Below are 25,889 nucleotides of genomic sequence, written 5' to 3' on the forward strand. Positions count from 1 at the left end.
AAATGAGTGATTTTTTCAGCAATACGTGGAGTTACTATATCGCCACTGTGTCCCTGGTTGGGGTGGCGTGGTGTGTCTGGCTGTTGTTCTCACAGCGCCGCTGGCTCAAGCAGCGTCCCGAGCAGGTGCAGGACACCGGCCATGTCTGGGACGGGGATCTGACCGAACTCAATAATCCGGTTCCGCGCTGGTGGACAGTCATGTACCTGGGCCTCTGCGTCATCGCCCTGGGTATCATGGTCCTGTATCCTGCACTGGGTTCTTATCCCGGTCTGCTTGAATTTACCTCGGCCAAACAGGTGGTGGCCGAGCGCGAACAGCAGACTGCCGAGATGAAACCGCTGTTTGACCAGTTTGCGTCCATCCCGGTTGAGGATCTGGCCAGAAATCAGGAAGCCCATGCGATCGGCAAAAGGCTGTTCCTGAACAACTGTGCGCAGTGTCACGGTTCAGATGCCAAGGGCTCGCCCAACTTCCCCAATCTGACGGACAGTGACTGGCTTTATGGCGGCACACCCGAGGTCATTATCAAAACCATTACAGAAGGTCGCCATGGCGTTATGGCACCGTTGGGGGCTGCGATCACGCCGGCTCAGGCCAATGAGATTGCCCACTACGTACGCTCACTGTCCGGTCTCACCAGCGATCCGACGCTGCTGGCAGCGGGTCAGGCCGGATTCAAGAAGGTCTGCTTTGCCTGTCACGGCATGGACGGCAAAGGAAACCAGGCGCTAGGCGCGCCGAATCTGACCGACTCGGTCTGGCTTGGCGGCAGCTCCAGGGATACGATTGTAAACACCATTCTGCATGGCCGCCAGGGAGTCATGCCTGCACAGAAGCACTTCCTGACCGATGATCAGATCCGCATGCTTGCCGCCTATGTATGGGGCTTGTCCAACAAGTAGTTTTGTAGAGAACTATTATTATGTCTGGTAATCAATCAGAAAAGCCGGCCGGTCAGGATGGGGTCCCTGACTGGCGACCGCCAAGGCTTCAACCTGCCACCAGAGCTGTCTCTGCAGATGACAGCAATACGCAGGTAGAGGAAATACGCGCGAAAATCTACCCGCGCTCGATCACCGGCGTGTTCGCCAAATGGCGGATTATGCTGGTGCTGGCCACTCAGCTGATTTTTTACGGATTGCCGTGGCTGCAATGGAATGGCAGACAGGCGGTACTGTTTGATCTGACTGAGCGCAAATTCTATATTTTCGGTATCGTGTTCTGGCCCCAGGATGTGTTCTATCTTGCCATCATTCTGATCATTTCGGCCTACGGTCTCTTTCTGTTTACCGCCCTGGCCGGCCGGCTGTTCTGCGGGTACGCCTGTCCGCAGACGGTGTATACCGAAATTTTCATGTGGATCGAGCGCAAGGTAGAAGGGGATCGCGTCGCGCGCATCCGTCTGGACGAGTCGCCCATGAGCCTGCGCAAATTGCGTATCAAGGGAACCAAGCATCTGCTATGGATCATGGTGGCATGGTGGACGGGCTCGACGTTCATTGGCTATTTTTCCCCGATACGGGAATTGGGTTCCGAGCTGATTCATCTGCAACTGAGCTTCTGGCAATGGTTCTGGATGATTTTCTATTCCTTTGCAACCTGGGGGAATGCCGGTTTCCTGCGTGAATCGGTTTGTAAATACATGTGCCCTTATGCGCGCTTTCAAAGCGTCATGGTCGACAAGGACACCTTCGTGGTCACGTATGACAAGATTCGCGGCGACCCGCGCGGTAGGCGATCGAAAAAAATCGTACCCAGTCAGGCCGGGCTGGGAGATTGCGTGGACTGTACCATCTGTGTGCAGGTCTGCCCGACGGGTATCGACATTCGTGACGGCCTGCAATATATGTGTATTGGCTGTGGCGCCTGTATTGATGCCTGTGATCAGGTCATGGATAAAATGAATTACCCGCGCGGCCTGATTCGGTACACATCGGAAAGCGGCATGCTGGATGGTCTGAATAACAAACAGGCTCGCCAGCGCCTGTTCAAGCCACGGGTATTTGTTTACTTTGCGCTGTTGAGCGTGTTCATCATTGGCCTGATTGTGTCGCTGTCCATGCGCACGCCATTGCGGGTGGATATCGTGCGGGACCGTGGCGCGCTGGGGCGTGAAATCCCTGGCGGCATGATCGAAAACGTGTATCGCATCCAGTTGATCAATATGTCCGAGAACGACCAGACATTCGCGCTCACGGCGCGCGTCAACGATATCGCACAGGTCAACGTACTGGCCGGAGAAGAGAATGCGAGGGAGATCAAGGTGCCCGCTTTTTCAAGCCAATGGTTTCCCATGGTGATCCGCGCACCGGCAGAAGGATCGGCGACAGGATTGCATCCGTTGACGCTGCGGATTGAAAACACGGATCAGAAAGCGGGTGCCTTATCGGCAGAGCGGGACACCACCTTTTATGTCCCCAATTGACAAGGAGTGAACATGCAAGTGCAGGAACGAGATAGCGGACCGTGGTACAAGGAGCCCTGGCCCTGGCTGCTGATGGCGGGCCCCTTTGTTGCCATTATCGGTTGTGTCATCACCATCTTTCTGGCGTTTCAAAACAATCCCGATCGCGATATGCGACTGGACGCGCGCAAGCAGGGGCTGGTCGTGATCCGCGAGGGTAAACTCCCCGCCGCGCCAGCGCCTGCGACCGGCACAACGACACCACAGGAATAATAATGCGTATCTTGATGTGGATACTTTGGCCATCGTTTCTTGCTGCAGGGATTGCCAGCGGTGTGGTGTTTGCGCTGATCGACCCCAGGGATATTCCTTTATTCGGCTATATCCGGGTTTCCAGTGAACTGGCTTATGCAGCAGGTTTTTTCCTGTTCTGGCTGATGGCCGCTTTTTCAAGCACCCTGAGTTTTTTCATGGCCAACAGCGGTAATCAGATGTCGCTTTTTTCAAAGCGTGATGCAGAAGATTGAAGCACGCTCTTTCACGCCCTTAAGGGGGCATACATCGTGACGTCGGGCGCGCGTCCTGGATCGGATGAATTTGACCGGATCAGGCCGGATTTGGCCTTGCCTTAAACAGATCTGGCCGGTTCCTGAACGCAACCAACGGCTGGAACAACGGCCTAGTTACAGGCCGTCAGTTTCGGGAATTCGACCCGATGTACCGGATCATTCTGGATCAGCGTCTGTAGACCGTTGAAATCAAGAATCTGGACTTCGCGCTGGTGAATGCGGATCAGGCCTTCTTTGGCAAATCGCGATAGCAGGCGACTGACCGTCTCAAGCGTCAGGCCCAGATAATTGCCGATTTCCTCGCGACTCATTCTGAGCACATATTCGCTTCCCGAATAACCAAGGCAGGTAAAGCGTTGCGACAGATTGATCAGGAACGCGGCGAGCCGCTGTTCGGAGCGCATGGCACCCAGCGAGAGCACCATATTGTGTGAACGCGATATTTCCTGGCTCATCAGCCGCGTAATCCGGTAGGCCAGGGCAGGAATTTCTTTGGACAGAAAATTCAGATCGCTCATGCGAATGACACACACTTCTGTGTCTTCCATGGCGATCGCGTTCGAGATATGCGCATTTTCAGCCAGCGCATCCAGCCCGATGATTTCCCCGGCAAAGGCAAAGCCGGTTATCTGCATATGGCCGGATTCGTTTTCCAGCTGCAATTTCATGGAACCGGAGCGGATGCTGTAGAGCGCAGTCAGGCGGTCTCCGGCTTTGAAAAAGAGGGTGCCCTTGGGAATACGGACGCGCTCCTTGACCAAATCATTCAATCTTGCCGTATCTTGCACGTTCAGCCCTTGCGGCACGCAAATATGCCCAAGCACGCATGTGTTGCAGCGAACAGAATCCTTGTCGAGTAGCTGATGCTTAATCATCTTATGGACCGTGACCTTATAACACTCCAAAATGCCAAATGGCGGCAATGGCTCAATGAACGCTCCGGCTGGAGAACCGGAATACGGGCTCGAAGTGACACGATAATGACTTGAATTGCGAGGCAGGCCTGCATTGTAAATTGAGCAGGCATGGCCAGCAAATTTTCCCAATTTTTACATATATCTTTCCTGCAAATTATACCATAGCCAGCCAGCCGTCAGCCCTGGGCTACGCGCAATCCGGTCGTGGTAAGCGGGCAGGCGCAGCAGGGCGCGCGCCACACGTGTGTGCTGTCAGTGCGCTGTCATCAAGCCGGCGGCTGGTAAGGTCGTTCTGCCGATTTTTACAGCGAGCTAAGTGGACCGCTCAGACGGCCAGATAAGCGGATCGGGCCTGCTCGTCTTTGCTGAGCGCCGCCATGCTGCCTTCGTACTTGATCTGGCCTTTTTCGAGCACGTACACCCGGTCACAAACCCGTCGGGCAAAGTCCATGTTCTGTTCGGACAGCAGAATACTGACCCCCTGTGCCTTGAGCGCAAGAATCATGTCCGCCATCTGTTCGACGACAATGGGGGCAACGCCTTCCGAGGGCTCATCCAGAAGCATCAGATACGGGTTGCCCATAAGTGTGCGGGCGACGGCCAGCATTTGCTGCTCGCCGCCGCTCATTTGTCCGCCTCGTCGGGTTTGCATGGTCGCCAGATTGGGGAAGAGGGCGAACACCGATTCAGGTGTCCAGTGTGCGACGGGCTGGCCGTCCGGCCAAAAGCGCGGTGGCTGTCTGCCGGTGTCCAGATTCTCTATCACACTGAGATCCGAGAAAATACGGCGCTCTTCGGGTACGAAGCCCACGCCCGCCCGGGCGATCTGATAGGGCTTCCATGTGGATATGTCCCGGTTCATGAAACGGACGGTACCCCTGCGGGATACCAGGCCCATCAGGCTTTCGATGGTCGTGGACTTGCCGGCGCCGTTGCGACCCATCAGCGCCACCACTTCGCCTTTGTTGACAGTCAGGCTGAGCCCGAACAGAATTTGCGCGGCGCCATACCAGGCATCCAGTGCGTCGACTTGCAGCAGGACGGGCATCGATTCGGCGGCAGGGGGTAGCGTGGTTGTGTTCATCTTGTACCAAAATACACTTGTTGCACTTGCGGGTCCTGGCGGATGTCCTGTGGTGTGCCCTGGGCAATCAGCTGACCGCGCGCCAGCACCAGAATTCTGTCGGCAAAGCCGAACACCACATCCATACTGTGCTCCGTAAACAGCACGCCGGTATTGCGTGCCCGGGCAATGTCACGGGTCAGTGCCATCAGCTCCTGGCGTTCCTGCGGCGCCATACCGGCGGTGGGCTCATCCATCAGCAACAACCGGGGTTCGCTGGCCAGTGCCATGGCCAGCTCGACACGTTTGACATCGCCGTAGGCCAGTTCTGAACAGTGTCTATCGGCCTGGCCTCGCATGCCGACCTGTTCGAGCAACGCGTCGGCCTGATCGCGATACAGACGGTCTGCCGTTTGCCAGAATGAATAGCTGCGGCCATGGTGGGAAAGCAGGGCATTTTGTACGTTCTGCGCCACGGTAAACGAGCCGAATGTGGCGGCAATCTGAAAGGTGCGGCCTACGCCTTTTTTCCAGATCCGTCGCGGCGCCAGGTTTGTAATCGGTTTGCCTTCGAGCAGAACCTGACCGCGGGTCACTGCCAGTTGTCCGCCAATCATATTAAAGGTGGTGGATTTGCCGGCTCCATTGGGGCCGATGAGCGCGAGCAGCTCACCGGCCTGCAGGCTGAAACTGATATTTTCGACGGCGATAAAGTCGCCATAATGCCGGCTCAAGTGGGTGACTTCAAGCAGACTCATGAAAGGCTCCTGCCGGCATTGTCCTGCCTGCGCGATTGACCAAGCCAAGTTGCGATACGATGACCCAGGCCTCCCAGGCCTTGTGGAAAAAGCAGAACCAGCACAAGAATGATCAGGCCGAACAGACCCCGCCAGTATTCGGTGATCCCGGTGATGTAGTCGTGCAGAACCGTGTAAAACGTAGCGCCGGTCAAGGGGCCGCTGAGCGACTGGATGCCGCCCAGCAGAACCATCACCAGGCCGTCAATGGATTTGCTTACGTAGAGTTCTTCGGGCGAAATGCTGCCTTTGGAAAAGACGAACAGGGCACCGGCCAGCCCGGCGAAAAAGCCGGCAATGATAAAGGCGATCCATTGCACACGCATGCCGTCAATGCCAATGGCATCGCTGCGCTGCATGGAATCGCGACTTGCCCGCAGCGCATACCCGAGCGGCGAAAACAGCAGCCAGCGCAAAATGAATACGGCCAGTACCACAACAATCAGGGTGAAATAATAGAAATGGCTGGGATCTTCGAGCCAGGCCGAAGGCCAGATGCCGATCAGCCCGTTGGAGCCGCCGGTCACCTCATCCCACTGGTAGGCAACAGACCAGGTAATCTGCGCGAAAGCCAGTGTCAGCATGGCCAGATAGATGCCCGACAGTCGTACACAAAACCAGCCATAGATCAGGGCCGCCACCGCGGCCACGAACGGCGCCAGCATGATAGCCAGCGGCATGGACAGCGCATAGCGCTGCAACAGCAAGGCAGCGGCGTAGGCACCCACGCCATAATAGGCGGCATGGCCAAACGAATGCATACCGCCGGGTCCCATAATAAAGTGCAGGCTGGCTGCAAAGAGGACCGCGATCAGGATGTCCTGAATGAGTACTGGCAGATATGGAAAGGTATCGGCAAGCAGCGGCACAGCGGCCAGGGCGATCACGATGGCAAGCCCGAGGATTTTGACTGGCGGGCCTGCCGGACGGTAGGGTGCTTCCGGAGCCGCGACATTGCGGGGGGCACCCGTGCGTGCACCGAACAATCCCCAGGGACGGAAAACCAGGACCACAGCCATGATCACAAATTCAACCACCAGCGTCAGCTGGGGAAAAGCAATATCGATACCCATCAGATGTACCGTACCCAGGCCGATGCACATCGCCTTGACCTGGGCAATCAGAAACGCGGCGACAAACGCGCCGGGAATCGAACCCATACCACCAATGACGACCACGGCAAAGGCGTCACCAATCGTGAGCAAATCCAGATTCAGGCTGGCCGGTTCAATCGGAAGCTGCAAGGCGCCGCCCAGGCCGGCCAAAAAGGCACCCAGCGCGAATACACTGGTGAACAGCCAGCTTTGGTTGACGCCCAGGGCTTCGAGCATCTGCCGGTCCTGCGTCGCTGCGCGAATCAGCGTGCCCCATCGGGTATGGGTCAGCAGCAGCCATAGCGTGAGCAGCAACGCGGGCCCAATGAAGATCAGCAGAATATTGTAGGTGGGAAATTGGCGTCCGAATACGGCAATGGAACCGGAGAGCGCAGGCGCTTGCGGCCCCAGGAGATCTTCAGGGCCCCAAATCCATAATGCCAGATCGCTCAAAACCAGGACCAGTGCAAACGTGGCCAGCAACTGGAAAAGCTCGGGCGCCCGATAGATGCGCCGCAGGATCAGCAGTTCAATTGCAGCGCCCAGCACGCCTGTCAGCGTGGCTGCCAGCAGGATGCCGGCCCAGAAGCCACCGGGTGTGGCCGGCAAAAATCGCATGGTCAGACTGTAGGCAAAGTACAGGCCAAACATATACAACGAGCCGTGCGCAAAATTGACGATGCGGCTGACCCCGAATATCAGGGAGAGGCCGCAAGCGACCATAAAGAGCGACGAGGTGCCTGCCAGGCCGTTGAGGAACTGGACGGCAAATCCGGTCAGATCCATTGGCGGTTCCGCTGACGGTTCTGTTGGCAGGTCTGTTTGCGCTGGCGTCGATGCGACATGCTAGGGTTCATTTGAAGCGGGTAGGCCGGATTCACTTTGCCGGCCGCATCTTGGCAACCTGCGCGTCATCGGGTTGGACGGTGGCACCATCAACGTATTTGATATCTGTCATGATTCCGCGTCCGTCCTTGACATCGAGTTTGCCGACATACGCGCCCAGCGTCGATTGATGATCCTGGGGGCGATAGGAAATGGGGCCGAAAGGCGACACCACTTCCAGTCCGGAAAAGGCTTTGGTCAGCGCCTGCGTATCGGTCGTGCCGGCCTTACGGAATCCTTCAGCCAGTGATTTGATGGCCATATAGCCGACGATAGATCCCAGGCGAGGATAGTCATTGAAGCGCTTTTGGTAGGCGTCAATAAACGCCTTGTGTTCGGGCGTGTCGATAAACTGCCATGGATAACCGGTCACGATCCAGCCCTTGGGTGTGTCGGCACCCAGCGTGTCCAGATATTCCGGCTCGCCGGTCAGCAGGCTGACCACAGGAATAGTCTCAAAAAACTTGCGGGTGGTTCCGGCCCGCACGAACTTGGTAATGTCCGGTCCGAACAGCACATTGAAAATGGCATCGGGCCGGGCGTCGCCCAGGGCCTGAATGACACTGCCGGCATCGACTTTATTCAGAGGTGTTGCCTGGTCTGCCACGAACTCCACATCGGGCTGCGCCTGTTTCATGAGGGTTTTGAATGTGGCGACGGCAGACTGGCCGTATTCGTAATTGGGATAGACCAGCGCCCAGCGTTTTTTATTCAGTTTGACCGCTTCGGGCACCAGCATGGCCACTTGCATGTAGGTGGATGCCCGCAGGCGATAGGTGTAGTCGTTGCCATCAGCCCACACCAGTTTGTCGGTGAGCGGTTCGCTGGCCAGATAGAACACCTTTTTGTGCGCGGCAAAGTCAGCTAGGGCCAGGCCGATATTGGAGAGGAATCCGCCCGTCAGCGCATGTACCTTGTCGCGGCTGATGAGTGCTTGCGCTTCTTTGATGGCGTTGCCCTGGTTGCCCGCATCGTCGCGCGTGATAATGGTCAGTTTGCGGCCGTTAATGCCGCCATCCTGATTGGCCTGTTCGGCGGCCAGCAGCATACCGTTCTTGTATGGCTCCAGGAAGGCCGGGAAAATTTTGTAGCTGTTGATTTCGCCGATCCGGATTTCATCGTTGGTCTGCGCCTGGGCAAGGGGCGCGATACCCAGACCAGCGATCGCAGTTGTAATGACAGCCAATAACCCCTTGCGGGCACCTTTATGCATGGTATCTCCTGACAATGCTTGTGTTTTCTGTATAGATGCAAGTGTAAATTAGTTACCGAAAAATAAATAAATTTCGGGACTGTCGGTGTGCAATTTATCCATGGAATGTGGCGTGTTTGAGCCGTCTTGTTCGCATGGCTGGCGCTGCACTGCAACAGACAGGCGTATAATAATATTCATCATTATACGGTCGGGCTTGGCGTGACACCGCTGCTTTTGGGTCGTACCGGCATCACGTGCCTGACGGATCTGCGCTTGCCGTTGGCGTGGTATTTTCTTTTTTTTCGGGGTCGTTATCTATGTCATGGCAATTATGGTCAGCGTTCTTCCTGGCGTGCTGGATTATCAGCTTCTCGCCTGGTGCGGGCGCCATCGCGTCCATGTCAACCGGACTGAACCACGGCTTGCGCCACGGTCTGTGGAATATTCTGGGCCTGCAAATTGCCCTTGCAGTCCAGGTGACTATTGTCGCGGCCGGTGTTGGCGTGCTGCTGACCACCACCAGCTGGGCGTTTTCGCTTATCAAGTGGTTTGGCGTAGGCTACCTGCTTTATCTCGCATGGCAGCAGTGGCGGGCACCGGTCAAGCTCATCCAGATCGAGACCCGTGCGCCTGACGTCCCCCCGCACAAGCTGGTTTTGCGCGGGTTTCTGGTGAATATGAGCAATCCCAAGGCCATGGTGTTCCTGCTCGCGGTATTGCCGCAATTCATTGACCCGCGCGGCCCGCTGACTCAGCAATATGTCGTGATGGGCATTACCATGACGGTCGTGGATGTCATTGTCATGAGTGGCTATACGTGGCTGGCGGCAAAAATTTTACGCCTGATGCATACAGCCAGACAGCAGAAGATGCTTAACCGCGGTTTTGCCGGTCTGTTTACGCTGGCCGCGGGGTTGTTATCTCTGGTTCATCAGGCCGGCAAATAATGCTGCCGGCTATATCGGCGGCCCGGTCTATTTCGCCGCTGCCAGTCCGGCCTGCCGGATAATGGCCTGATTATTACGGGTTTCTTCGTCCACAATCTCCTGAAAATGGCTGGCGGTACCAGCGGACGGGATATTGCCAGATTGCCGCAGACTGTCGGCAATATCCTGATCCTGCAGTGCTGCATCAAATGCCTTGTTCAACGTTTCAATCACGGGCGCCGGCGTGCCGGCCGGTGCGAAAATCCCGAAATTCGATTTCAGATTCGCTTTAGGCTGATCGAGCTCCTTGAATGTGGGCACATCGGGCAGGCTGTCCAGACGCTGATCGGCACCGATGGCCAGTGCATGTAACTTGCCGGCCTTGATGTTTTCAATGAGCGTTGCCGAGACATTGGTGGAGAATACCTCGAATTGCCCACCTAGCGCGTCGTTCATCTGCTGGCTGCCACCTTTGTATGGCACCAGTGTCATTTCCAGTGCGTTGTCATGTGCAATCTGCTCAAACATAATATGACCGATAGTACCCATGCCGGACGTCGCCCAGCGTACAGCACCTGGCGTCTTTTTGGCCGCCGGGATGAACTCGTCGTAACGGTTTGCATTCAGTGCTTTTGTACCCAGCAGCACGACAGGTGAATACATAACGCCAATGACGGGCACGACGGCTTTCTGCGGGTCATAGGCGACCTTGGAAAAGAAAGGGGTGAGTGTCAGCGGACTGGTGGCGGAAAATGCCAGTGTGTAGCCGTCTGCCTTTGCCCGTGAGACCTCACCAATGTTAATGGTGCCACCCGCACCGGGGCGGTTTTCCACCACCACAGGCACCTTGAGGGTGTCCGATACCTTTTCTGCCAGCTTGCGCGCCACCACATCGCTCAGGCCGCCTGCGGGGTAACCGACAGACAGCCGTATGGTTTTGTCGGGAAAATCGGCTGCGTTAACCGCAGGCAGCACGGTGGCGCTGATTGCGAGCAGAGTCAGGCAGGGTAAAAACCGGGGAGAGGTCAAAAGCGTTTTCATAATGGCAAAAGAGAGAAGGAAAGGAACCGCAAGCGGCGGGCGTTGTGAAGATTATATGACAAGCGCCGGTGGGGCCGGTCCGATCACGACCCGCAGATCAAACCGGTTGTGGCGTTTTTTACCAAACCGGATGTGGCGCCTTTTTACAACAATCCATTTGATTTACCCTGATTTTTTAAAAGAAATGTGTGCGGTACTGGCTTTTTTAATTCAGACTATATATAATCTCTTTCTTAGCTCTTAAGCGGTAAACAACGTAGTGTGTTTCCTGCTTATGCCCAGGTGGCGGAATTGGTAGACGCGCATGGTTCAGGTCCATGTGCCTTCGGGTGTGGGGGTTCGAGTCCCCCCTTGGGCACCAAAGCTTTTATACCTGTTGATCGCAACGATCAACTGTTCACTCTCCTTCTTATTAGGCGCTGTGGTTCAACCCGACAGGCCAGCCCCGCCCCGCAAACGAAGGACGAGTATTCTCAAATAAGCTCCCTCTGCGCTTAATCTTACTTCATTCAAACTCTGTTTAATCCTGCCTCATTTCAACCGCATTGAGCCGGCATACGCATGCAGCGATGGTCGTGCGTAATTGGCCTTGTCTGCACGAATCCCGCAAGATGCCCAAGGCAATTGGTGTATAAAGAAGCATGTCGATTTAAAGGAGTTTCCATGAAATCCATTTTTGCCATTATTCCTCTGGTCATGTTTGCGGCGTGTCAATCGCCTTCTACCAGTCAGGGTCAACGTCCGGTCCACACACAGGCGACGGACGAATGCGGTGCCGCGAGCCGTCAGAATCTGGTCGGAACGGCAGGCGCAGCGCTTGATCGATCCGCATTGCCCAAAAATACGCGCATTATTCATCCTGACACAGTGGTAACCATGGATTACTCGGCGCAGCGTCTGAATGTATATGTAGGCAAGGACAGTAAAATCGAGCGGATCACCTGCGGGTAAAAGAATGAACGGGATACAGGTATGATGACACTGGCAGAGGCTCTGGCGCTGCGCGCTGATAGCCAAACGCGGTTTACATCGCACGACATACAACCATGCGTTGGTCGTTCACCGGTGAGGGCTGGTCAGGGGATTCAACGCTGTCCGGGCGTTGGGTGTTTTGTCAAATGGGTCCCGCTGGCGGGTCGACAGGACTCAAACCAGCGGGCAGCCGTTAAAGCGCCGGAACGTTAAAGTCCCAGAAATTTGAACGGTTTGGCCGGTTTGAATTGTTCATTGGCCATACCCGAATATATCGTCGATTGGTTTTTCCCCAATTGCAGGGTCATCACCTTGCCTGTTTTTTCAGACAGATCCAGTTTTTTCAAGTCTACCCAGAAAATATTGGGATTGACTGCCGATTCAAAAAAATACCGCAATCGTTTCTGGTCGGCAACCGTGCGCCAGCGTGTTGATGAAATATTCGGCTCATTTGGCGTTGTCAGGCCAAAGGGCACCGACACATTGCGAATAACGGAAAACACGCTGGCAATGGATTCGACTTCATTCTCGCTCTTTGGGATAGCGTTGACGTAGAACATGGCACGGGCATAACGATCCGATGCGCGATTGGTGCCGGGCAGCATCACGGTCCCGCCGATCTGTTTCCAGTATTCTTCCATGGCAAGCTGTTTTTCGAATATCGGGGAATTGGTCATGACCTGATAGTCGCGGCTGTGATGGATCACTTGCTTGCCATCGATATACTCGATAATGGCGCTATCGCCCGAGGCATCGGACAGGGACAGGTGCAGCGTGGCCAGCCGGTTCTCTCCCGGTACATTATCTGTTACCAATGTGAAAGGCTCTGTCTTCAGGGTATCGACGACTTCCTGGACCGTTGCAAAATTATCCAGGACATATTGCGTCCAGACGGCTATGGATAAACCGGGGGTTTTGCCATCGTATTCAGGATAAGTCGATTCGGCCAGCCACAGCAGATTGGCCACCAGTCCGGCGTCATTCATGCCGTCTGTGGTCGAAAAATCGTAACCCGAGGCAATGACACTGCCGTATTTGGATGTCCATTTAACCGAATTGGGCCCGGCTTCTCCCGAGCGCTGCATGCCGCGCGGGAAGACCCATAAATTGGTGCCCACATCCACTTTCCAGTCCATTGACCGTGCCGTGATAATTTCGTCGCCGTGACCGTGATAGACGAACCGGGTGCAGGCATACACCGAGGTCGCAAGCATACTTGCGGTGACCGCCATGGCGGTGCAGAGCGTCTTGAGCGAATGTGGTTTCACAAGCATGCTTCTTTCCTTAAAAATATTTGGAATAATTAAAAAATGAAACTACAGTATACTTAGATTATCCGACAGCGGTGAGGGGGAATTTGGCCGGTCCGGGCCAGGGGTTTGTGTCGTCCCTGTAGCGAATGATGCGAATGCATCTGAGCGCACCATTTACCATAGAGGTTGTCTTGAACAGATTTGTCCCGGCTTTGGCCATTGCTCTGGCGCCATGGTGCGCACTCCCGGCCCATGCTGCCGAGCCGCTTTCAACCGAAACCGCCGGCGATCCTGCCCTCGAAACGCCGGGACTGATTCGCAATGCTGACGGGGCGCTGCAGATCACTCCCTATCTCTGGGCAGCAGAACTTCACGGGCGCATTTCGCCGTTCCGGCGCGGGCCGACAATTGGAGTAGATAAATCGTTTTCCAAGGTTTTTGATGATCTTCGGCTTGGTGGATTTATCGATGTGTGGGGGCGATCCGGCCGCTATGTCTTGTCGGCAGACCTAGCCTATGTGGATACACGGGAAATTCGGGGGTCTGGTCCTTTGCCTGGTATCGGGCCCGTTCCGCCAGGCACGAAGCTGGAAGGTCAGGTCGATTCCAAGTTGTTCATGGCTACCCTGCTGGGCGGTTATCGTGTGGTCGATACGCCGGAACTGACGCTCGATGCGCTGGCCGGTATGCGCATCTGGCACGTGTCGAACAAGCTCAAAGTGAGTGCGCTGGGACGTTCGCGCAGTTACAGAGAAAGCTTTGGCTGGGCTGAGCCTGTCATCGGAGCACGCGTCTTCACGAATGTGACGGATAAACTCTCGGTTCAGGGGCTGGCCAGTATTGGAGGCTTTGGAGCCGGCTCGCGGTTTGCCTGGTCTGCACAGGCCACCCTCAACTACGCTTTCAGCGATCATCTCTCGGTTTCGGCGGGTTACAAGGTGCTGGACGTGGATTACGACCGCAACGGCCACGTATATGACACCCAATTGCGTGGCCCGGTGCTGGGTCTGACGTATCGTTTCTAGATTGACAGTGAGACGGCGGCATCGCCTGGGACAGGCGGGCAATTTTCCATGATATTTTCAAATGACACCGTACCATGACAAACGGGGCATTGCGCCCCGGTTACGGATTCGTCGTTGGTCAGGTAGCTGCTTTTTCTTTCAGCATGCTATAGAGCTGATCCTTGAGCTGCAGTTTTTCCTTTTTTTTCTTTTCTATTTCAGTGTGTTTGTTACTGAAGTCCTGCGTTTCAAGCGTTTGTAACTCCTGATCCAGATCATTATGTTTGTTGAAGAGACGTTTGAAATTGGCATCTTCCTCTTTGAGCCGGGATATTAAATCACGATATTCAGGGAACATAACGACGACCTCCGTCTGTTGTGGTTGAAAAATTCATTATACAGACAAAGAATGCCGCACCCAAGGATTCGGGCGCGGCGTTTTTTTCTCAATGGAAACAGGCTATTACGCAAACTTTCCAATTATTCCGCGGGTGGGGGCGGGCGCCGGTGAGTGGCCGGCGCCGCTTTGTTTTTGTCATTCAAATTGACCGCAGCAGGAAACAGATCCCAAATGGCAATGAACATGGCGGCAATCAGCGGGCCGATGACAAAGCCGGTCAAACCGAAAAGGCTCAGGCCGCCCAGCGTGGAAATCAGCACCAGATAATCCGGCATTTTGGTATCCTTGCCGACCAATAAGGGGCGAAGGATATTGTCCGACAGGCCAATCACCAGGAAGCCGAAAAGAATCAGAATAGCGCCATTCCAGACATTGCCTGTCACCAGAAAATACACGGCCACAGGCAGCCAGACTATGGCTGCGCCGACTGCGGGCAATAATGACAGAAATCCCATCACGACCCCCCACAGCAGGGCACCCTGAATGCCCAGGATCCAGAAAATCAGCCCGCCCAGCAGACCCTGCACGGCAGCAATGACCACGTTGCCCTTGACGGTAGCACGCACCACAGTATTGAATTTTTGAAACAAAAACTGCTTGTGTTCGTCCGTCAGGGGGATCAGATTCTTGATACGATGCGTCAGGGCCGGGCCGTCCTTGAGCAGGAAGAACAGCAGATAAAGCATAATGCAGAATTCAACCAGAAACGCGAAGAAGTTCTGTCCGATGTCGAATGCCTGTGTCGCCAGATATTTGCTGGCCTGCATCATGCTGGAGGAGATTTTGGCGTACAGTGAAGACAAGTTATAGATCTCGAATTGCGCCAGAAAGTTGCGGACCGACTCGGGTAGCGCATCTGAAATCTGCCTGATATATTCGGCCATGTTGAACTGGCCCGATTCCACGCGCTGGTACAGCATGACTGATTCGTTGATCAGCGAAATGGAGATCAGGATCAGCGGGATGATGGCGATCAGCAGACAGATAATCAGTGTGATAATGGAGACTGTCGTGTTTCTGCCTGGCAGTCGTTCCAGAATCCACACTTGCAGGGGGCGAAACAGTACAGCCAGGACGATCGCCCAGAAAATCGCGCCGTAAAACGGAACCAGCAGCCTGAAGAATGCGAGGGAGGCCGCAATCAGGATAATGATAAACGTATTGAAGTAAATACTGGAGCGGTTCAGATAGGCCATAATGGGCGTCAGCATGATGAAGGTTGATGCCATTCTAGATGATTTTGTTCAGATTCAAGTAGATATTCTTTACAATGGTGGCAAATTTGCAATAGAGGTGACAGGTCCGTGCTGCGATTGAAAACACTCCTTACACTTGTGATATTGGCTGGCGTCGCAACGCTGGCAGGATGCTCTACGGCGCCGCCGAAAAACGCCGAAGATCTGTGCGAAATCTTTCGGGAGAAGCCGCGCTGGCACACCGCCGCTCTGGAGATGCAAACCAAGTGGGGCGTGCCTGTTCCCGTACCATTTGCGATGATGTATCAGGAATCTTCCTATCGGCATGATGCCAAGCCTCCCAAGAATTATGTCCTGTGGTTTATTCCATGGGGCAGGGTCAGTTCGGCTTATGGCTATGCCCAGGCCAAAGACGAAGTCTGGAGCGATTACGAGCGTGAAACCGGCCAAAGTGCAAGTCGCGATGACTTTGAGGACGCCCTGGATTTCATGGGCTGGTATATGTCAAAGGCCCAGGTGCTCAACGGCACATCCAAATGGGATGCTTATGGGCAATATTTGAATTACCACGAAGGATGGGGCGGCTATCGCAGAAAAACGTATCAGTCCAAGGCGTGGCTGATGCGTACCGCCGAGATTGTTCGCAGCCGGGCGGCGCGCTATACAGCGCAATATAACCAGTGTCGTGATGAACTGATGTAATGTGTTGCAGGGATGGATGGTCGTTGCGGTGTTGGTCAGTGTTGTCGCGTGGGGGCGAGCAGTTACGCAGGCAGACGCGACTGCGTAAATCAGTGTATCTGCGCAGATCGGCCAGCCGCGCGGGTCAGTCCGGCTGTAAAGCCTTGCGCTTCCACACCAAAATCGCGTAGGCAACGACCCCGGCGATCAGGCCCCAGAATGCCGAGCCGACGCCAAAAAATGACACTCCGGAGGCGGTCATCAGAAACGTGATGACACCGGCCTCGCGTTCTGATTCATCTGCCATGGCGCCTGCCAGCCCTGACGACAGTGCCCCCAGCAATGCCAGGCCCGCCAGCGAGGCGACAAAGGTTTCCGGAATGGCAATGAACAGGGTGGTGACCACGGTCGCAAACAAGCCGAAGAAAATATAGAACACGCCGCAAACCACCGCAGCGACATAGCGTTTCTGGTGATCGGGGTGGCATTCGGGCCCGGTGCAAATGGCGGCCGTAATGGCGGCCAGGGTGGTGCCGTGCAGGCCAAACGGCGCAAACAGAATGGTCGAGATGCCGGTCGTGGTAATCAGGGGTGAAATGGGGGTATGGTGGTAACCACTGGATTGCAGTACGGCAACGCCCGGTGCGTATTGGGATGCCAGGGCAACAAAGGCCAGCGGGACTGCGACGCCAATTAACGCGGGCAGGGACAGCCCCGGCAGGGTCGCTTCTGGAATCACAAACGTAAAGCGCAGCACCTGGGTGTTGAGCTGGCCCAGCAGAAGGCAGACGATGACGCCTGTCAGCAATGCGGCAAGTACCGCATAGCGTGGAATCACACGCTTGATGATCAGGTACGCAAGGATAATCGGCAACACCAGTGTCGGCGCCTGTTGCAGCGAGACAAACAAATGTGCGCCGAACACGAACAGAATGCCGGCCAGCATGCCAGAGACGATGCTGCGCGGTACGTGCTGCATCAGGCGGGAAAACAGGCCGCTGGCTCCCAGCAGCACAACCAGCACGGCAGCAAATATATAGGCACCGATCACATCGCTGTAAGCGTATTGCGGCAGGGCGTCGATCAACAGCGCAGCGCCGCCGGTAGAAAAAGCACAGACAATGGGAGTGCGATATCGCAGACTGAGCCAGAGTCCGCAAGCGCCACTGGTAATGGACATGGCCCAGATCCAGCTGGTGAGCTGCGCCTGGCTCAGATCGCCCATTTTGGCGGCCTGGATGATGATGGCGACAGGTCCGGTCAGGGAGACCAGAACCGTAATAAAACCCGCGATGAACGCCGAAGCCGAAAAATCATATTTGAATTGTTGCCAGACGTTCATGACCGCACCAAAAGAGAATCAGTGCAGATTATGCGGCCTGATCAATCCGACTGCAATGCCTTCGATCGCGAAGTCATTCTCATTGGTCACGATAATGGGCGAGAATTCGTCGTTCTCGGGTAGCAGTTCAATGGTGCGACCCTTGCGGTTAAAGCGTTTGACTGTCACTTCGTCATCAATTCGGGCCACGACCACCTGGCCGTTGCGCGCTTCGTGAGAACGCTTGACAGCCAGAAGATCGCCATCCATGATGCCGATGTTCTGCATACTCTGGCCTTTCACCGTCAGCAGGTAATCGGGTTGTTGCTCGAACAGCGACGGGTCAATGGTCAGCTCGCGATGAATATGTTCGGTTGCCAGAATAGGGCTGCCGGCAGCCACTTTACCCACCACGGGCAGCAGCAGCTGGCGCAGGCTGTCTGCCAGCGACACGCCCGTACTGGATGGGGAGGATCGCGTGGTCGGGCTTGTCATGGCAGTATTATCGGGTTCGTCGACAAGCCGAATGCCTCGGGAAGCGCCCGCAGTAAGTGTGATGGCGCCTTTTCTGGCCAGGGCGCGCAAATGGTCTTCTGCTGCGTTCGGTGATTTGAACCCCAGCGCCGTGGCGATTTCAGCACGGGTAGGTGGAAAGCCGGTTCGTTCAACGGCAGCTTTGATCAGATTGAGAATTTCCTGCTGGCGCGCGGTGAGTTTAAGGCTCATGGTTTCCCGTAACGAAAGTGGCGGATAAATAAAAAACGGACTGTATGTATATACAGTCCGTATTCTGCCGCATTCGTTACCGGTTGGCAAGCGTTTTCAGTTGAAAAACGCCTGTGAGCCGCGAATTTGCCCGTTGTGGATCAAAGTACCGCGGCGATGGCCTTGACCACGCTGTCGATATTGCGGCTGTTGAGGGCGGCCACGCAGATCCGGCCGCTGTTGACAGCATAGATACCGTGCTCATTGCGCAGGCGTTCCACCTGTTCTTTGGTCAGACCGGAATAGGAGAACATGCCGCGCTGTGCCATGACGAAACTGAAATCCTGTTTGACGCCTGCTGCGTTCAGTTTGTCGGTGAGCTGCTTGCGCATGTCGCGGATGCGATCACGCATTTGCGCCAGTTCATTTTCCCATTGCTCAAACAATTCGGGCGTATTCAGGATTTGTGCAACCACCATGCCGCCGTGTGTGGGCGGGTTGGAGTAGTTGGTGCGAATCACGCGCTTGATCTGGCTGAGCACGCGGGTGGCTTCATCGGCACTGCCGGTCACAACGGTCAGGGCGCCGACGCGTTCGCCATACAGCGAGAATGATTTGGAGAAAGAAGAGCTGATAAACATGGACATGCCCAGATCGGCAAACAGGCGCACCACGGCAGCGTCTTCCTGCAGGCCATCGCCAAAGCCCTGATAGGCGATATCCAGGAAAGGAACCAGCTTGCGTTCCTTGATAATGGTTGCGATCTGCTGCCACTGTTCCACGGTCGGATCAACGCCGGTAGGGTTGTGGCAGCATGCATGCAACACAACAATCGAGCCTTCCGGCATGGCCTTGACCGAGGCGGCAAAGCCGTCGAAGTTCAGGCCATGGGTTGTGGCGTCGTAATAGGCGTAGGTTTCAACCTTGAAACCGGCGCGTTCAAACAGCGCGCGATGGTTTTCCCAGCTCGGGTCGCTGATATGGACCGTTGCATCTGGCTGCAGCTGCTTTAGGAAATCGGCGCCGATTTTCAGCGCACCCGTGCCGCCCAAGGCCTGGAAGGTGAGCGCGCGACCTTCGGTAATGACGGCTGAATCTTTTCCAAACAGCAGTTCCTGAGCACCCTTGTTGTAATTGCCGATACCTTCGATAGGCAGGTAGCCGCGTGCGGCGTGCGCCTGGACGCGCTGTCTTTCGGCTTCCTGCACCGCTTTGAGCAGAGGGATCTTGCCATTGTCATCGTAATATACGCCCACACCCAGATTTACCTTGGTATCACGGGTATCGGCATTATATTGTTCATTCAGGCCCAGAATGGGATCACGGGGGGCGAGCTCGACGGCATTGAAAAGAGTGGTCATCGTTTTAAAGGAAGGTAAGGTTGCAGGGAAGGTCAATAAAAGTGGATAATGGATGATTGTACGCCGAAATCAGCGGCAATTTAACCCCTGGATGCACAATCTATGAGCGAAGCCGGATTTATCGAATTTGCCGACAGCCCGTTTCAGCTTTACCAGCCATACCCGCCCGCCGGCGATCAGCCGGCCGCCATCGAGGCCCTCACGCAAGGCGTGGACGACGGCCTGATGTACCAGACGCTTCTGGGCGTGACCGGTTCGGGCAAAACCTACACGATGGCTAACGTTATCGCGCGCCTGGGACGGCCAGCGCTGGTGCTGGCCCCCAACAAAACGCTGGCAGCGCAGCTGTACTCCGAGTTTCGCGAGTTTTTTCCCCGCAACGCGGTTGAGTATTTCGTGTCCTACTACGATTACTATCAGCCCGAAGCGTACGTGCCAACGCGCGATCTGTTCATCGAAAAGGACTCTTCCATCAACGAGCATATTGAACAGATGCGCCTGTCGGCAACCAAAAGCCTGCTGGAGCGACGCGACACCATTATCGTCGGTACGGTCTCCTGCATCTATGGTATCGGTAACCCCGGCGATTACCATGCCATGGTCCTGGTGTTGCGCACGGGCGACCACACCCCGCGCCAGGAAATTCTGGCCCGATTGGTCTCCATGCAGTATGAGCGTAACGATATTGACTTTACCCGCGGCACCTTTCGCGTGCGTGGCGAAGTCATCGATATCTTTCCGGCGGAAAGTGCGGAACTGGCGGTGCGCCTGTCATTATTTGATGATGAGCTGGAAAGCATCGATCTGTTCGATCCGCTGACGGGCAAAATACGCCAGCGGGTACCCCGGTTCACGGTATACCCGAGCTCGCATTATGTCACGCCGCGCGATACGGTATTGCGCGCGATTGAAACCATCAAGGAAGAATTGCGCGAGCGCACCCGTTTCTTTGTGGACAATAATCAGCTGGTTGAGGCGCAGCGCATTGAACAGCGCACCCGGTTTGATATCGAAATGCTGCAGGAGCTGGGTTTTTGCAAGGGAATCGAAAACTATTCGCGACATTTGTCAGGCGCTGCGCCAGGCGAGCCGCCGCCCACGCTGATTGATTACCTGCCACAAGACGCCCTGATGTTCTTCGATGAAAGCCACTGGATGATGGGGCAGTTGCGCGCCATGTATCGCGGTGACCGCTCGCGCAAGGAAACCCTGGTGCAATTTGGCTTTCGCCTGCCGTCGGCCATGGACAACCGGCCACTCAAAATGGAAGAGTTTGAGCAGCGCATCCGGCAAAGCATTTTTGTCTCGGCTACGCCCTCCGACTATGAAAACGAGCATTCCGACAATGTGGTGCGCCAGGTAGTGCGCCCAACCGGTCTGGTCGATCCCATGGTCGAGGTGCGTCCGGCGCTCACCCAGGTGGACGATCTCCTGGGTGAAGCCAAGCAGCGTATCGCTGTGGGCGAGCGGGTGCTGGTCACCACACTGACCAAGCGTATGGCAGAAGACCTGACCGATTACCTGACCGAAAGCGGCCTGAAGGTGCGCTATCTGCATTCGGATATCGATACCGTGGAACGCGTGGAAATTATTCGCGATCTGCGACTGGGCAAGTTTGATATCCTGGTGGGGATCAACCTGCTGCGCGAAGGACTGGATATTCCCGAAGTATCGCTGGTTGCCATTCTGGACGCCGACAAGGAAGGTTTTCTGCGTTCAGAACGCAGCCTGATCCAGACCATCGGGCGCGCCGCCCGAAATCTGAATGGCCGTGCGATCCTGTATGCAGACCGTATTACCGACTCCATGCATCGCGCCATGCAGGAAACCGAAAAGCGGCGCAATCTGCAGATTGCCTTCAATACCGAACACGGTATCACGCCGCAGGGTGTGCGCAAGTCTGTCAGGGAAATGATCGATGGCGTCATCCAGGATGGGTCTGAGGAACAAACTTCGGAAGACATCCGCCTAGAAGCGTTGTTGGTGGACGAAAAGGCACTGGCCAGGGAAATACGCAAGCTGGAGAAACAGATGCAGGATCATGCCCGCAACCTGGAGTTCGAGCAGGCGGCGGCGGCGCGCGATCAGCTCACAAGGCTCAAGGAAAGGGTATTGTTGCGGTAAGCGGCCGTCCCTTTTGCTTTATGACGGAACGGATATTCAATATTCATTCTTTACCTACCCGCCGATTAAGGTCCTTATAAATCAGGTTATGATACAGTCCGTTTTTCAACAAGTTCGATCTGACCCAAAATGCGTGTGAACTCCTTCAGTAAACAATTCATTGCGCTCATAGCCCTGGTAACGGTTCTGAGTGTCATTATTGTCGGATATATAGAGAAACAGGTTGTCGAGACGGTCGCCGAACCGGTTCCGGCCAAACAGGAAGCCGAACAAAAGCATAACGAAGCCCTGATCAATTCGCTGACCAATATGACTCAGAGCGTTCGCTTTCCGCTGAACGAACACTCCATCATGTATACCGGCTATATATTGGGTGCAGGTTACTCGTCATACCAGTTCCGGGCATTCAAGGATCAGAAACTGAAGGTGAATCTGAAGGGGGACGAGTCCATTGAGCTCACGCTGTTCGGTCAGGAAGCTTATTCCCTGCAACGCGATACAGAATATGTCATCCCTTCCGAAGGGCTATATGAACTGCGGGTTTTGTTCAAAACAGATATGGAGTCCCGCCAGGAGCAGGCGGCCATCGCACATAAGGCAACGCCGGTGCCGTACACCGTTACCATCAATTTGCAATAACCTGGCTGTTGTCGCGCACGAGGACCGGTGGCGCAAGGAATGTTGAGCAGGGGCTAACTTCCCGGGAAGGAAAATGACAGTTGTGGAGTACGGGCAATAAACGAATCGAAAAAAATGGCGATCTGCGTGGGCAGGTCGCCATTTTTGTCTGGGCAGTACCGTATTTCTGAGCAGTACCGTATTATTTGGCGGTTTGCTTTTCGCCACCCAGCGCCTCGACCAGTGCCTGCAGCAGTCCGGCCAGTTCTGCAGTCATCAGGGTCATGTCCGCATCGAACCGTTCTTCCTCGTCCATGGCATTCATATCCTGGTTTTCCTTAAGGATGTCAAGCGGCGCAATGCGCTTGATGATCAGGTTTTCACTTAACACGAATGAAATACGGTCGGACCAGGTCAGTGCCAGCTTGGTGCATTGCTTGCCCGATTGAATGTGCTTTTGCACGTCTTCTTTCTCGGGACTTTGACGCACGTAACGAATGGTCGCTTTGTTTTCCGATGATGATTGCAATTCAGTATCCTGGTCGATCGAAAACATGGCCGGCGCTTCGTCGGCAAGCAGCCACTCGGTCATGGCCGCAGCGGGGGACTGTTCGGTATACAGGCTCTTGAGTGGCAGCGGGTCGATGACCTTGGCCAGCGCGCCGATCACTTCATCGGCCTTGCTAGCAGAAGCCGCATCGATGACCAGCCAGTGGTTTTGCGGGTCGATCCAGACGCGTGTATCGCGAAAAATGCTGAATGCCTTGGGCAGAAGCGAGTCGGTGACCTGTTCCTTGATTTCGCGCATTTGTTTGCGACCGGGCTTATAGCCCTGTTGTTCTTCTATTTCCAGCGCACGGGCACGAGTGAACTGGTTGATGACTGTGGCCGGCAGCAGTTTCTTTTCGATGCGCAGGGAAACAAGATACTGGCCGTTAACCGCATGGGCGAGCAAACCGTTTTCCCGGGCGGGCACCCAGCCCATGCTGTTCATGTCGGATTTGTTGCCGGGTACGAAAGCGGCTTTTGCCAGCTTGTCCTCCAGCTCTTCCTGTGTGGGTTTCCAGTCGGCAGCCAGCCGGTAAACGCTCAGATTCTTAAACCACATACTTTTACGCCAAAAGGATTCATTGTACCGGCTATCGTCGCTTGCAGCGCGGTGGTGAGGCACCGGGCTTCGTAAAAGTTTGCGCTTTTGAAGGCGCCGATGCGTGTTGCGTTTCCCGGGAAGCCGACGGTGGGGAGCAAAGGAATGCAGGCGGGCGCGGGAATTGCAGCGGCATATGCGGACGAATGCCCGATGCACAAAAAAGCGTAAAAAAAACCTGCCCGGAGGCAGGTTAATACGGGTTTCAGTGCTATATAAACTTACGGGGTATAGCACTGACAATGCCGAAGACGCGCCAAAAGGGGATTGAAACTTGCCGCATCAACAGCATCACGCGCCATACTAATAGCTAAGCTCTGACAATGTCCTGAATTGATATGGCAAAGAAGGCACAGCGTGGCGAAAAATTTTAGACAATATCGTTATACTGTCTAAATATACAGTATAATTGCTGTCAACACTCCTGACAGGCACAAGATCAGCCCGGTCTGCACGATGGGACAGTATGGAAGGCAATGCATCGGAATGAAAGTCGCCGGGGGCGGCACAAAGTATCCACCCTCACGCTAAAATGTCGGTACTTGCGGTATCCACGCCTTTAATCAGATGCAGTTTGGGCTTATATTGCAATATCAGGTTTTTCTATTCAGTCACAAGGACCCTCCATGGACGACAAGCAATCCAAAGCCGCCAGCGCAGAACGCGCCAAGGCACTCAGCGCAGCACTCTCACAAATCGAAAAGCAGTTCGGCAAAGGCTCTGTTATGCGCTACGGCGATAACGAGGTTGAGCACGATATTAAAGTCGTCTCTACCGGGTCTCTCGGATTGGATATCGCGCTGGGCGTGGGTGGATTGCCACGAGGCCGTGTCATTGAAATCTATGGTCCGGAATCGTCTGGTAAAACCACGCTCACGTTGCAAGTCATTGCCGAAATGCAGAAAATCGGCGGCACCTGCGCCTTTATCGATGCCGAACATGCGCTGGACGTGCAGTACGCGTCCAAGCTGGGTGTGAATCTGTCCGATCTGCTGATTTCGCAGCCTGATACGGGCGAACAGGCCCTTGAAATTACCGACGCGCTGGTGCGTTCCGGTTCTGTCGATCTGATCGTGATCGACTCGGTCGCCGCTCTGGTGCCGCGCGCCGAAATTGAAGGCGATATGGGCGACAGCCTGCCAGGCCTGCAGGCACGCCTCATGAGCCAGGCGCTGCGCAAGCTGACGGCCTCTATCAAGCGTACCAACTGCATGGTCATTTTCATCAACCAGATCCGCATGAAAATCGGCGTCATGTTCGGCAGCCCCGAAACCACAACGGGCGGCAACGCGCTCAAGTTCTATGCTTCCGTGCGACTCGATATCCGTCGCATTGGTTCCATCAAAAAGGGTGACGAAGTCACTGGCAACGAAACGCGTGTCAAAGTGGTCAAGAATAAAGTGTCGCCACCTTTCAAACAGGCCGAGTTCGACATCATGTACGGCGCGGGTATTTCCCGGGAGGGCGAAATCATTGACCTGGGCGTGCAGGCCAATATTGTAGACAAGGCCGGTTCCTGGTTCAGCTATGGCGGTACGCGCATCGGGCAGGGCAAAGACAATGCCCGTGAATACCTGAAAGAGCACCCCGAGATGGCGATCGAAATCGAGAACAAGGTTCGCGACAATATGGGTATCATCGCCCGGGCGCAGGAGTTCGTTGCTGACCCTGAAGATGCTGCGCAGGCCGCACAGGCAGATGAGTGATTTTTCTCAAGGGCAGGGCAGACGCGGCCAGGGCCGCAGCCTGCTTGCCCGTGGTATCGCTTATTTGTCCCGCCGTGAATATTCCGAGTACGAGCTCAGAAAGAAGCTGGCGCCTCACGCAGACAGTCCTGACGAACTGGATACAGTGATGGCGCGCCTGAAAAAAGAAAACTGGCAGTCTGACAGCCGTTTTCTGCAGGCAACCACAAATGTCAGCGCGCAAAAATGGGGGGCGGTTCGCATTGCTGCGAAACTGCGCCAGCATAAGCTTGCTGAAGAAGAAGTGAATGCGGCCTTGCAAAGCCTGAATGACACGGAATACGCGCGCGCCAAAGTGGTCTGGGAAAAAAAATTCAAGGGACAGGTGTACAGCACTCCTCAGGAGTACGCCAGGCAGACGCGATTTCTGCTCAGCCGCGGCTTTTCCGCGGACATTGTCAGAAAAATTATCCGTTCACCATCAGAAGATTAGCCAGGCCGCATTGTCGCTCGGCTGGCTATATGGCG

25 protein-coding genes and 1 tRNA gene are annotated in these 25,889 nt (G+C 55.1%); 13 read left to right on the forward strand and 13 right to left on the reverse strand.

Translation table 11 applies throughout. The annotated features are described in order from the left end of the window. Positions 1-2: 2 nt before the first annotated feature. From ccoP to W822_RS36660, 4 genes are read left to right on the forward strand one after another with little or no spacing between them, the layout of a single operon-like run. Positions 3-905 (forward strand): cytochrome-c oxidase, cbb3-type subunit III, encoded by a 903-nt coding sequence (gene ccoP, locus W822_RS36645; protein ID WP_024005652.1) that lies wholly within the window; start codon positions 3-5, stop codon positions 903-905. A 20-nt stretch (positions 906-925) separates the two neighbouring features. Then, positions 926-2,428, forward strand: coding sequence for a cytochrome c oxidase accessory protein CcoG (gene ccoG / locus W822_RS36650; protein ID WP_024005653.1), 1,503 nt, complete (start codon positions 926-928; stop codon positions 2,426-2,428). Between the two features lie 12 nt (positions 2,429-2,440). Next, positions 2,441-2,680, forward strand: coding sequence for a FixH family protein (locus tag W822_RS36655; protein ID WP_024005654.1), 240 nt, complete (start codon positions 2,441-2,443; stop codon positions 2,678-2,680). 2 nt (positions 2,681-2,682) lie between these two features. Continuing rightward, positions 2,683-2,934 (forward strand): hypothetical protein, encoded by a 252-nt coding sequence (locus W822_RS36660; protein ID WP_031242909.1) that lies wholly within the window; start codon positions 2,683-2,685, stop codon positions 2,932-2,934. Positions 2,935-3,086: 152 nt separating this feature from the next. On the opposite strand, the gene W822_RS36665 is transcribed toward W822_RS36660, so the two are convergent. The 5 genes from W822_RS36665 to W822_RS36685 all read right to left on the reverse strand — a co-directional run bounded on the left by W822_RS36665 (position 3,087) and on the right by W822_RS36685 (position 8,945). After that, a complete protein-coding gene (locus tag W822_RS36665; protein WP_024005656.1) occupies positions 3,087-3,851 on the reverse strand; it encodes a helix-turn-helix domain-containing protein in 765 nt (254 codons plus the stop codon). A 367-nt stretch (positions 3,852-4,218) separates the two neighbouring features. Continuing rightward, positions 4,219-4,977, reverse strand: coding sequence for an ABC transporter ATP-binding protein (locus W822_RS36670; RefSeq protein WP_024005657.1), 759 nt, complete (start codon positions 4,975-4,977; stop codon positions 4,219-4,221). Beyond that, the gene (locus W822_RS36675) at positions 4,974-5,714 is read right to left on the reverse strand and encodes an ABC transporter ATP-binding protein (protein WP_024005658.1); all 741 of its coding nucleotides are present in this window, start codon (positions 5,712-5,714) and stop codon (positions 4,974-4,976) included. The genes W822_RS36670 and W822_RS36675 overlap by 4 nt, the downstream gene beginning before the upstream one ends. Next, complete coding sequence (locus tag W822_RS36680) at positions 5,711-7,633, reverse strand: ABC transporter permease (RefSeq protein WP_024005659.1); 1,923 nt, start codon at positions 7,631-7,633, stop codon at positions 5,711-5,713. Before W822_RS36680 ends, W822_RS36675 begins: the two co-directional genes overlap by 4 nt. A 91-nt stretch (positions 7,634-7,724) precedes the next feature. Beyond that, entirely contained in the window at positions 7,725-8,945 is a 1,221-nt protein-coding gene (locus tag W822_RS36685; RefSeq protein ID WP_024005660.1) for an ABC transporter substrate-binding protein, read from the reverse strand. A gap of 299 nt (positions 8,946-9,244) precedes the next feature. On the opposite strand from W822_RS36685, the gene W822_RS36690 reads away from it, so the two are divergent. Continuing rightward, positions 9,245-9,874 carry a LysE family transporter gene (locus W822_RS36690; protein ID WP_024005662.1) on the forward strand — a complete coding sequence of 210 codons (630 nt, stop codon included), beginning with the start codon at positions 9,245-9,247 and terminating at the stop codon, positions 9,872-9,874. A 27-nt stretch (positions 9,875-9,901) separates the two neighbouring features. Here W822_RS36690 and W822_RS36695 read toward each other — a convergent pair whose 3' ends face one another. Beyond that, on the reverse strand, positions 9,902-10,882 hold the full coding sequence (locus W822_RS36695) for a Bug family tripartite tricarboxylate transporter substrate binding protein (RefSeq protein WP_024005663.1): 981 nt from the start codon (positions 10,880-10,882) through the stop codon (positions 9,902-9,904). 288 nt (positions 10,883-11,170) lie between these two features. Between W822_RS36695 and W822_RS36700 the strand changes: the two genes are divergently transcribed. Both W822_RS36700 and W822_RS36705 read left to right on the forward strand, forming a co-directional pair. Then, positions 11,171-11,255, forward strand: a tRNA-Leu gene (locus W822_RS36700). A 302-nt stretch (positions 11,256-11,557) separates the two neighbouring features. Continuing rightward, the gene (locus tag W822_RS36705) at positions 11,558-11,845 is read left to right on the forward strand and encodes an I78 family peptidase inhibitor (protein ID WP_024005664.1); all 288 of its coding nucleotides are present in this window, start codon (positions 11,558-11,560) and stop codon (positions 11,843-11,845) included. A 230-nt stretch (positions 11,846-12,075) separates the two neighbouring features. On the opposite strand, the gene W822_RS36710 is transcribed toward W822_RS36705, so the two are convergent. After that, positions 12,076-13,080, reverse strand: coding sequence for a linear amide C-N hydrolase (locus W822_RS36710; protein ID WP_437177156.1), 1,005 nt, complete (start codon positions 13,078-13,080; stop codon positions 12,076-12,078). Positions 13,081-13,310: 230 nt separating this feature from the next. On the opposite strand from W822_RS36710, the gene W822_RS36715 reads away from it, so the two are divergent. After that, a complete protein-coding gene (locus tag W822_RS36715) occupies positions 13,311-14,144 on the forward strand; it encodes a porin family protein (protein WP_216593308.1) in 834 nt (277 codons plus the stop codon). A 118-nt stretch (positions 14,145-14,262) separates the two neighbouring features. On the opposite strand, the gene W822_RS36720 is transcribed toward W822_RS36715, so the two are convergent. Next, complete coding sequence (locus W822_RS36720; RefSeq protein WP_024005667.1) at positions 14,263-14,481, reverse strand: HP1242/YdcH family protein; 219 nt, start codon at positions 14,479-14,481, stop codon at positions 14,263-14,265. Positions 14,482-14,603: 122 nt separating this feature from the next. Then, positions 14,604-15,752: an AI-2E family transporter gene (locus W822_RS36725; protein WP_253272296.1), complete on the reverse strand. Its 1,149-nt coding sequence runs from the start codon at positions 15,750-15,752 to the stop codon at positions 14,604-14,606. A gap of 75 nt (positions 15,753-15,827) precedes the next feature. Between W822_RS36725 and W822_RS36730 the strand changes: the two genes are divergently transcribed. Beyond that, positions 15,828-16,421 carry a transglycosylase SLT domain-containing protein gene (locus W822_RS36730; RefSeq protein WP_024005669.1) on the forward strand — a complete coding sequence of 198 codons (594 nt, stop codon included), beginning with the start codon at positions 15,828-15,830 and terminating at the stop codon, positions 16,419-16,421. Positions 16,422-16,545: 124 nt separating this feature from the next. On the opposite strand, the gene W822_RS36735 is transcribed toward W822_RS36730, so the two are convergent. The 3 genes from W822_RS36735 to W822_RS36745 all read right to left on the reverse strand — a co-directional run bounded on the left by W822_RS36735 (position 16,546) and on the right by W822_RS36745 (position 19,787). Continuing rightward, positions 16,546-17,742 carry a benzoate/H(+) symporter BenE family transporter gene (locus tag W822_RS36735; RefSeq protein WP_024005670.1) on the reverse strand — a complete coding sequence of 399 codons (1,197 nt, stop codon included), beginning with the start codon at positions 17,740-17,742 and terminating at the stop codon, positions 16,546-16,548. Between the two features lie 18 nt (positions 17,743-17,760). Then, complete coding sequence (gene lexA / locus W822_RS36740) at positions 17,761-18,447, reverse strand: transcriptional repressor LexA (protein WP_024005671.1); 687 nt, start codon at positions 18,445-18,447, stop codon at positions 17,761-17,763. Positions 18,448-18,587: 140 nt separating this feature from the next. Further along, positions 18,588-19,787: an amino acid aminotransferase gene (locus W822_RS36745; protein WP_024005672.1), complete on the reverse strand. Its 1,200-nt coding sequence runs from the start codon at positions 19,785-19,787 to the stop codon at positions 18,588-18,590. 102 nt (positions 19,788-19,889) lie between these two features. Here W822_RS36745 and uvrB point away from each other — a divergent pair, with 102 nt between their 5' ends. Both uvrB and W822_RS36755 read left to right on the forward strand, forming a co-directional pair. Continuing rightward, entirely contained in the window at positions 19,890-21,911 is a 2,022-nt protein-coding gene (gene uvrB / locus W822_RS36750) for an excinuclease ABC subunit UvrB (RefSeq protein WP_024005673.1), read from the forward strand. A 129-nt stretch (positions 21,912-22,040) separates the two neighbouring features. Further along, positions 22,041-22,550 carry a hypothetical protein gene (locus W822_RS36755; protein WP_024005674.1) on the forward strand — a complete coding sequence of 170 codons (510 nt, stop codon included), beginning with the start codon at positions 22,041-22,043 and terminating at the stop codon, positions 22,548-22,550. A gap of 181 nt (positions 22,551-22,731) precedes the next feature. Here W822_RS36755 and W822_RS36760 read toward each other — a convergent pair whose 3' ends face one another. After that, positions 22,732-23,637 (reverse strand): recombination-associated protein RdgC, encoded by a 906-nt coding sequence (locus W822_RS36760; RefSeq protein ID WP_024005676.1) that lies wholly within the window; start codon positions 23,635-23,637, stop codon positions 22,732-22,734. A 665-nt stretch (positions 23,638-24,302) separates the two neighbouring features. On the opposite strand from W822_RS36760, the gene recA reads away from it, so the two are divergent. Then, positions 24,303-25,382, forward strand: coding sequence for a recombinase RecA (recA, locus tag W822_RS36765; protein WP_024005678.1), 1,080 nt, complete (start codon positions 24,303-24,305; stop codon positions 25,380-25,382). Then, positions 25,375-25,854, forward strand: a complete 480-nt coding sequence (recX, locus tag W822_RS36770) for a recombination regulator RecX (protein WP_051401785.1) — start codon at positions 25,375-25,377, stop codon at positions 25,852-25,854. Before recA ends, recX begins: the two co-directional genes overlap by 8 nt. Positions 25,855-25,889 lie beyond the last annotated feature (35 nt).

It is taken from the genome of Advenella kashmirensis W13003, from assembly GCF_000506985.1.
In the GTDB taxonomy this organism is placed as follows: Bacteria; Pseudomonadota; Gammaproteobacteria; order Burkholderiales; family Burkholderiaceae_B; genus Advenella; species Advenella kashmirensis_A.